This window comes from Streptomyces phytophilus (genome assembly GCF_013870535.1).
In the GTDB taxonomy this organism is placed as follows: Bacteria; Actinomycetota; Actinomycetes; order Streptomycetales; family Streptomycetaceae; genus Streptomyces; species Streptomyces phytophilus.
This window is the reverse complement of record NZ_JACBXC010000228.1, coordinates 1-6694: the sequence shown is the minus strand read 5'-3', so window position 1 is coordinate 6694 and position 6694 is coordinate 1. Positions and strand designations below refer to the sequence as shown.

Genomic DNA, 6694 nt, shown 5'->3' with positions numbered 1-6694 from the left:
TGGCTCGATCAACTTCCATTGCTCATCGGTGAGTTGCCTGCGCGTCACGAACGACTTCCTACCGGATGCGCCCCCCGGGCGGAACGGAACCGCAAGGATTGATCACGACATCACACAGGCCCTAGTCGCCCCCGTCCCGCGGGCCGGCCAGGCCGTCCCGCTCCGCGGTCTCCTCGCCGTCCTGCCGGCCGGGCTGCCGCCCCTCCTGCTGGTCGGCGTTGGCCTGCGAGACGGTGGTGTTGAACCGCGTGAGCAGGGTGCAGAACGTGGCCCGCTCCCCCTGTGTCCAGTCGGAGGTCAGCCGGGCGACCAGCTCGCGCCGCGAATCCTGGACCTCGTGCAGCCGCGACGTGCCGAGCGGCGTCAGCTCAAGCACGACGGCGCGGCCGTCCTCGGGGTGCGTGGCGCGCTTGACCAGGCCGCTGTCGACGAGCGGTGCGACCTGCCTGGTCACGGTGGAGGAGTCGATGCCCATACCGGCGGCGAGGGCCTTGACGCCCGTGGGGCCGTGCTGCTCAAGGCGGTTGAGCAGCAGGTAGGCGGCGCGGTCCATCGAATTGCGCACCTGCCCGAGGCCGGCGAGGCGCGTCTGCTCGGCGCGGCGGGCGAAGACGGCCAACTGGTGCTGGAGGTCGTTCAGCAGGTCGGGGACTGCGGGGGTGTCGGTGGGGGACAGAGGGGAGGGCATGGACGGTACTCACTTCGTGAGGACGTTCACCGGCTGCGGATCTGGCTGCCGGTACGGACACGGCTGCGGGCGGTCCGTAGGGCAGGTGATGGACATTCTCGTTCGAACTGGGCCACAGATTACGCGGCCCCGCCGTTCGCCGTACCGCCTGTGGAAAACCCCCCTGTGGAAAACCCGCCGCCGTCTCAGCGTGCGAGACTGGCGCCATGAGCGCAGCCGCGGCCGGGGCCGTCAGTCTGGACGACGTACGCGACGCACAGAACGTCCTCGCCGGCATCTCGCGGGTCACCGCGCTGGAGGGCAGCAGGTTCCTCTCCCGGCTGGTCGGTGCGCCGGTCCACCTGAAGTGCGAGAACCTCCAGCGCACCGGTTCGTTCAAGCTCCGCGGCGCGTACGTGCGCATCGCCGGGCTCGGCGAGGGGCAGCGCGCCCGCGGCGTGGTCGCCGCCAGCGCCGGCAACCACGCCCAGGGCGTGGCCCTGGCCGCGTCGCTGCTGGGTGTGCGCTCGACGGTCTTCATGCCGGTCGGCGCCCCGCTGCCGAAGGTGGCCGCGACGCTGGACTACGGCGCGGACGTACGGCTGCACGGGCAGGTCGTCGACGAGACGCTGGAGGCGGCGGAGTCGTTCGCCGAGGCGACCGGCGCCGTCCTCATCCACCCCTTCGACCACCCCGACGTGGTGGCGGGCCAGGGCACCGTCGGCCTGGAGGTGCTGGAGCAGTGCCCCGAGGTGTCGACGATCGTGGTGGGGATCGGCGGCGGCGGCCTGGCGGCCGGGATCGCGGTGGCGGTGAAGGCGGTACGGCCCGACGTGCGGATCGTCGGCGTGCAGGCGGAGGACGCGGCGGCGTACCCGCCGTCGCTCGCGGCGGGGCGGCCGGTGGCGCTGGAGTCGTTCGGGACCATGGCGGACGGCATCCAGGTCGGCAAGCCTGGCGACGTCCCGTTCAAAATCATTGGCGAGTACGTGGACGAAGTGCGTACGGTCTCCGAGGACGAGTTGTCCGCCGCGGTACTGCTGTGCCTGGAGCGGGCGAAGCTGGTCGCCGAGCCGGCCGGAGCGGCTCCGGTCGCCGCGCTGCTGTCCGACCCGGAGTCGTTCGGGGGCGGTCCGGTGGTGGCGGTGCTCTCCGGCGGGAACGTCGATCCGCTGCTCGTCCAGCGCATTCTGCGGCACGGCATGGCAGCGGCGGGGAGGTACCTCTCGCTGCGGCTGCGTGTGACGGACCGGCCCGGGGTGCTCGCGACGCTGCTGGGGGTGTTGTCAGAGGCGGACGCTAACGTCCTCGACGTGAGTCACGTGCGGACCGACCCGCACCTCGGGCTCACGGAGGCAGAAGTCGAACTACAGCTAGAGACGAAGGGGCGGGAGCACTGTGAACGGGTGCTCGCGGCGCTCCGGAAAGCCGGGTACACGGTCACTTCCTGACACACGACGAGCGCGAGGCGCCGGACGGCGCCCACCACGCCTCACAGGCACCATGCCTCACAGGCACCACGCGTCACGGAGCGCCCCCGCGCACAACGCACCGGGTGCGCGCCGCGGCGCCGCGGCTCCGGTGCGTACGCAACCAGGCGCCCACACCCCCTCAGCCCGCCCTTCGCCGACCGCACGCGACCCTGTCACTCGCGACTTGACGCGATATATCGCGTGTCCTATTCTCCTGCTGTTGCTCGATCGTCCGCCCATGTCTGACATTTGTTGAGAAGTGCCGCCAGACCGTCCATCCACCACCGACTTCCATCCAACCTGGGGAGATCTCTATGCCAGGCGCCATCCACGCCGAAGGGCTGGTCAAGCACTTCGGCGATGTGCGGGCACTGGACGGCGTCGATCTCGACGTCCCCGAAGGCTCCGTTCTCGGCCTGCTCGGTCCCAACGGGGCCGGCAAGACCACCGCCGTACGAGTGCTGACCACGCTGCTGCGGCCCGACTCCGGGCGCGCCGAGGTCGCGGGGATCGACGTCCTCAAGCATCCGAACGAGGTGCGCAGATCCATCGGCCTGTCCGGCCAGTTCGCCGCGGTCGACGAGTACCTGACCGGCCGGGAGAACCTCCAGATGGTCGGCCAGCTCTACCAGCTGAGCGCGCGGGACGCCAAGGCCCGCGCGGGCGTGCTGCTGGAGCGGTTCAACCTCGCCGACGCCGCGGACCGCACCGCCAAGACGTACTCCGGCGGCATGCGCCGGCGGCTCGACCTGGCCGCCGCGCTCGTCGTCGAGCCGCCCGTGATGTTCATGGACGAGCCGACCACCGGCCTCGACCCGCGCAACCGGCAGCAGCTCTGGGACGTCATCCAGGAACTCGTCAAGGGCGGCACGACGCTGCTGCTCACCACGCAGTACCTGGAAGAGGCCGACCACCTGGCGCACGACATCTGCGTCATCGACCACGGCCGCGTCATCGCGCGCGGCACCTCCGACCAGCTCAAGGCCCAGACCGGCGGCGAGCGCGTCGAGGTCGTCGTGCACCAGCGCGACGATATCTTCGCCGCCAGCGAGGTCCTCGGCGCCCTCGGCCAGGGCGAGGTCACGGTCGCCGACCACACCCGCAAGCTCACCGTCCCCGTCAGCGGGGGCGCCCGGCTGCTCGCCGACGTCATCCGGGACCTGGACGAGCGCGGCATCGCCATCGACGACATCGGGCTGCGCCGCCCCACGCTGGACGACGTGTTCATCTCGCTCACCGGCCACGCCGCCGAGACCGAGAACGGGAACGCGAAGGCGAAGGCGAGCAAGGACGGCGACGGAAAGGCCGCAGAAGACGCCGCGAAGGAGACCGCAAAGTGACCGCATCGACCGCGCCGGCGCGCCCCACCCCCGCCGGGCCGCCCGCCCTGGGAGGTGTCGGCCAGTCCGCCCGCGACTCGCTGGTCGTCGCCAAGCGCAACCTGCTCCGCATGTCCCGGATCCCCGAAGTGGTCATCTTCGGCCTGATCCAGCCGATCATGTTCGTGGTGCTGTTCTCGTACGTGTTCGGCGGCTCCATGAACGTCGGCGGCAGCACGAACTCGGAGGTCTACCGCGAGTTCCTGATGGCCGGCATCTTCGCCCAGACCGTCACCTTCGCCACCGCGGGCGCCGGTGCCGGAATAGCCGAGGACATGCACAAGGGGCTCATCGACCGCTTCCGGTCGCTGCCGATGGCCCGCGGCGCGGTCCTCACCGGCCGCACCCTCGCGGACCTGGTGCAGACCGCGCTGACGCTGATCGTGCTGGCCGTCGTCGCCGCGCTGGTCAGCTGGCGGTTCCACGAGGGCCTGCCGAAGGCGCTGGCGGCGTTCGGCCTGCTGCTCCTGCTCGGGTACGCCTTCACCTGGGTCGGCGCGCTCATCGGGCTCTCGGTGCGTACGCCCGAGGCCGCCACCTCCGGCGGGCTGGTCTGGCTCTTCCCGGTGACGTTCGTCTCGAACGCCTTCGTGGACTCAAGCAACATGACGTCCTGGCTGCGGCACATCGCCGACTGGAACCCCTTCAGCGCGACCGTGCAGGCGTGCCGCGAGCTGTTCGGCAACCCGGGCGTCGTCCAGTCCGACGCCTGGCCGATGCAGCACCCGGTGCTGGCCTCGCTGATCTACTCCGTCGTCATCATCGCGCTCTTCCGCACGCTGGCGGTGCGGAAGTACCGCAACTCCGCCGGGTAGCGCCCCGGCCGCGTACGACGAAGCCCCCGGTGCGGGAACCTCGGTTCCCGCCGGGGGCTTCTTCGATGGGCTGCTGCGTCCGACGCGCGGTCAGGCTGCGTAGGGCTTGGCGTTGAGGATGGTCACCATGGCCTTCTTGCCGTTCGGCAGCTCGTAGCTGGCCTCCTCGCCGATCTTCTTGCCATTGACCCCCATGCCCAGCGGCGACTGCGGCGAGTACGTCTCGACGTCCCCGCTCGCGTACTCCCGGGAGGCCATCAGGAAGGTGAGGGTGTCGCTCTCGTCGCCGTCGAAGGCGATCGTGACGACCATCCCGGGCTCGACGATGCCGTCGTCCGGCGGCGCCTCGCCGACCTTCGCGTTCTCAAGCAGCTGCTGGAGCTGGCGTACGCGCAGCTCCTGCTTGCCCTGCTCCTCCTTGGCCGCGTGGTAGCCGCCGTTCTCCCGGAGGTCACCCTCTTCGCGAGCCGCCTCGATCTTCTTGGCGATCTCGCTGCGCGCGGAACCCGACAGGTGCTCCAGCTCGGCCTTGAGCTGGTCATACGCCTCCTGGGTCAGCCAGGTGACGTTGTCGCTGGTCTGGGTCACAGGTGCTCCTTGTCGGTGGTGGTTCTGGTGCTGGGGGAAGTTCTCATGCGTCTGTGATGCAGCAATCGCCCTACCCAGAAGAATTGCGCCTTCATGGGTGGGGCGAAACCACGATCGTAACAATTCCGGCAGCGGGACGGCGACTGTTAACGCTCGTCGGCCGCCTTGCAACCGACCAGCTCGGCGTTCGCGCCGCGCTCGGTGGTCCGGATCGACACCACGGTGTCGACGCGGGTCTTCGGCTCGTCGATGCGGACGTCGCGGACGCCCGCCTCGGACTTGTCCGCTGCCAGCGAACGCAGCGTGCAGACGGCGTCGACGTCGCTCTTCTTGCGGACCTCGATGTGCACCTGCACCTCGGTGTCGGACATCACCTGGAAGCGGATCAGCTCCCCGGACGCCTTCGAACCGGCCGTCGCGTCGACAGCGCCCCAGGCCACGAAGCCGAGCAGGGCGGCGCCGAGCACGGCGCCGACGACCTTCAGCCGCCGGTCGGCACGGGTGTCGGCCGAGCGGCCGTAACGGCCCTCGGGCAGCGTTTGGGGCGCACCGGCCATGATGGTCCCTCCCGGCAGAGCGGCTGGCTGCGGCTGACGGCGGAATGAATTGTCAGTCCGCTCAGTCACTATAGAAGCCGGCCTAGACGACCTGTTACCGAGGATTGAATCTGTGAGCGATGACCTGCGGCTGATGGCCGTCCACGCGCACCCCGACGACGAGTCGAGCAAGGGTGCGGCCACCATGGCCAAGTACGTCTCGGAGGGCGTAGAGGTCCTGGTCGCCACCTGCACCGGAGGCGAGCGGGGGTCGATCCTGAACCCGAAGCTTCAGGGCGATGCCTTCATCGAGAAGAACATGCACGAAGTACGGCGCAAGGAGATGGCCGAGGCGCGGGAGATCCTCGGCGTGAAGCAGGCGTGGCTGGGGTTCGTCGACTCCGGGCTGCCCGAGGGGGACCCGCTGCCGCCGCTGCCCGACGGCTGCTTCGCCCTGAAGGAGGTCGACGAGGCGGCCGAGGCGCTCGTCCGGCTGATCCGCGAGTTCAAGCCGCAGGTCATCACGACCTACGACGAGAACGGCGGCTATCCCCACCCCGACCACATCATGACCCACAAGATCACCATGGCCGCCTTCGAGGCCGCCGGCGACCCCGCGCGCTACCCCGACGCGGGCGAGCCCTGGCAGCCGCTGAAGGTCTACTACAACCAGGGCTTCAACCGGCCGCGTACGGTCGCGCTGCACGAGGCGATGCTCTCGCGCGGCCTGGAGTCGCCGTACGGGGAGTGGCTGGAGCGGTGGAAGGAGTTCGAGCGCAAGGAGCGCACGATCACGACGTACGTCCCGTGCGGCGACTTCTTCGCGATCCGCGACAAGGCGCTGATCGCGCACGCGACGCAGATCGACCCCGACGGGCCGTTCTTCAAGATCCCGATGGAGGTCCAGCAGGAGGTCTGGCCCACCGAGGAGTACGAGCTGGCGAAGTCGCTCGTGGACACTTCCCTCCCCGAGGACGACCTCTTCGCCGGCATCCGCGACAATTGACCGTGTGAACACCACATTGGCTGCCGACCTCGTCCCGCTCGCGGAGGAGCTCGACAAGAACAAGGTCACGCCGGGCGTCCTCGGCTTCATCGTCTTCGCCCTGCTCGGCGTCGCGGTGTGGTTCCTGCTCAAGAGCATGAACCGGCACCTAGAGCAGGTCGAATTCAAGGAGAAGACGGACGGCGGCGACGCCGGCCCTGCCGGTCCCGACGGCAAGGGGCCGCAGGGCGA

General features: G+C 69.7%; 7 protein-coding genes and 1 pseudogene. 5 read left to right on the top strand and 3 right to left on the bottom strand.

Going from position 1 to position 6694, the window contains the following annotated elements:
- Positions 1–121: 121 nt before the first annotated feature.
- A complete protein-coding gene (locus tag H5J30_RS13285; RefSeq protein WP_181787638.1) occupies positions 122–688 on the bottom strand; it encodes a MarR family winged helix-turn-helix transcriptional regulator in 567 nt (188 codons plus the stop codon).
- A 206-nt stretch (positions 689–894) separates the two neighbouring features.
- Between H5J30_RS13285 and ilvA the strand changes: the two genes are divergently transcribed.
- The 3 genes from ilvA (at position 895) to H5J30_RS13270 (ending at position 4333) form a co-directional block, all read left to right on the top strand.
- Positions 895–2118: a threonine ammonia-lyase gene (gene ilvA / locus H5J30_RS13280; protein ID WP_181787637.1), complete on the top strand. Its 1224-nt coding sequence runs from the start codon at positions 895–897 to the stop codon at positions 2116–2118.
- A 335-nt stretch (positions 2119–2453) separates the two neighbouring features.
- A complete protein-coding gene (locus H5J30_RS13275; protein ID WP_181787636.1) occupies positions 2454–3479 on the top strand; it encodes an ATP-binding cassette domain-containing protein in 1026 nt (341 codons plus the stop codon).
- A gap of 47 nt (positions 3480–3526) precedes the next feature.
- A complete protein-coding gene (locus tag H5J30_RS13270) occupies positions 3527–4333 on the top strand; it encodes an ABC transporter permease (protein ID WP_181787639.1) in 807 nt (268 codons plus the stop codon).
- A gap of 90 nt (positions 4334–4423) precedes the next feature.
- Here H5J30_RS13270 and greA read toward each other — a convergent pair whose 3' ends face one another.
- Together greA and H5J30_RS13260 are read right to left on the bottom strand one after the other, a co-directional pair.
- Positions 4424–4921, bottom strand: a complete 498-nt coding sequence (gene greA / locus H5J30_RS13265; protein WP_181787635.1) for a transcription elongation factor GreA — start codon at positions 4919–4921, stop codon at positions 4424–4426.
- Positions 4922–5067: 146 nt separating this feature from the next.
- Positions 5068–5478: a DUF4307 domain-containing protein gene (locus tag H5J30_RS13260; protein WP_181787634.1), complete on the bottom strand. Its 411-nt coding sequence runs from the start codon at positions 5476–5478 to the stop codon at positions 5068–5070.
- A 112-nt stretch (positions 5479–5590) separates the two neighbouring features.
- On the opposite strand from H5J30_RS13260, the gene mca reads away from it, so the two are divergent.
- Both mca and H5J30_RS13250 read left to right on the top strand, forming a co-directional pair.
- Positions 5591–6463: a mycothiol conjugate amidase Mca gene (gene mca, locus H5J30_RS13255; RefSeq protein WP_181787633.1), complete on the top strand. Its 873-nt coding sequence runs from the start codon at positions 5591–5593 to the stop codon at positions 6461–6463.
- 4 nt (positions 6464–6467) lie between these two features.
- Positions 6468–6694 (top strand): annotated as a pseudogene (locus H5J30_RS13250) (hypothetical protein); the annotation flags it as partial.

Bases quoted from the DNA above. Each gene is read 5' to 3' on its own strand.
- H5J30_RS13285 (WP_181787638.1), bottom strand. From the start codon at position 688: ATGCCCTCCCCTCTGTCCCCCACCGACACCCCCGCAGTCCCCGACCTG.
- ilvA (WP_181787637.1), top strand. From the start codon at position 895: ATGAGCGCAGCCGCGGCCGGGGCCGTCAGTCTGGACGACGTACGCGAC.
- H5J30_RS13275 (WP_181787636.1), top strand. From the start codon at position 2,454: ATGCCAGGCGCCATCCACGCCGAAGGGCTGGTCAAGCACTTCGGCGAT.
- H5J30_RS13260 (WP_181787634.1), bottom strand. From the start codon at position 5,478: ATGGCCGGTGCGCCCCAAACGCTGCCCGAGGGCCGTTACGGCCGCTCG.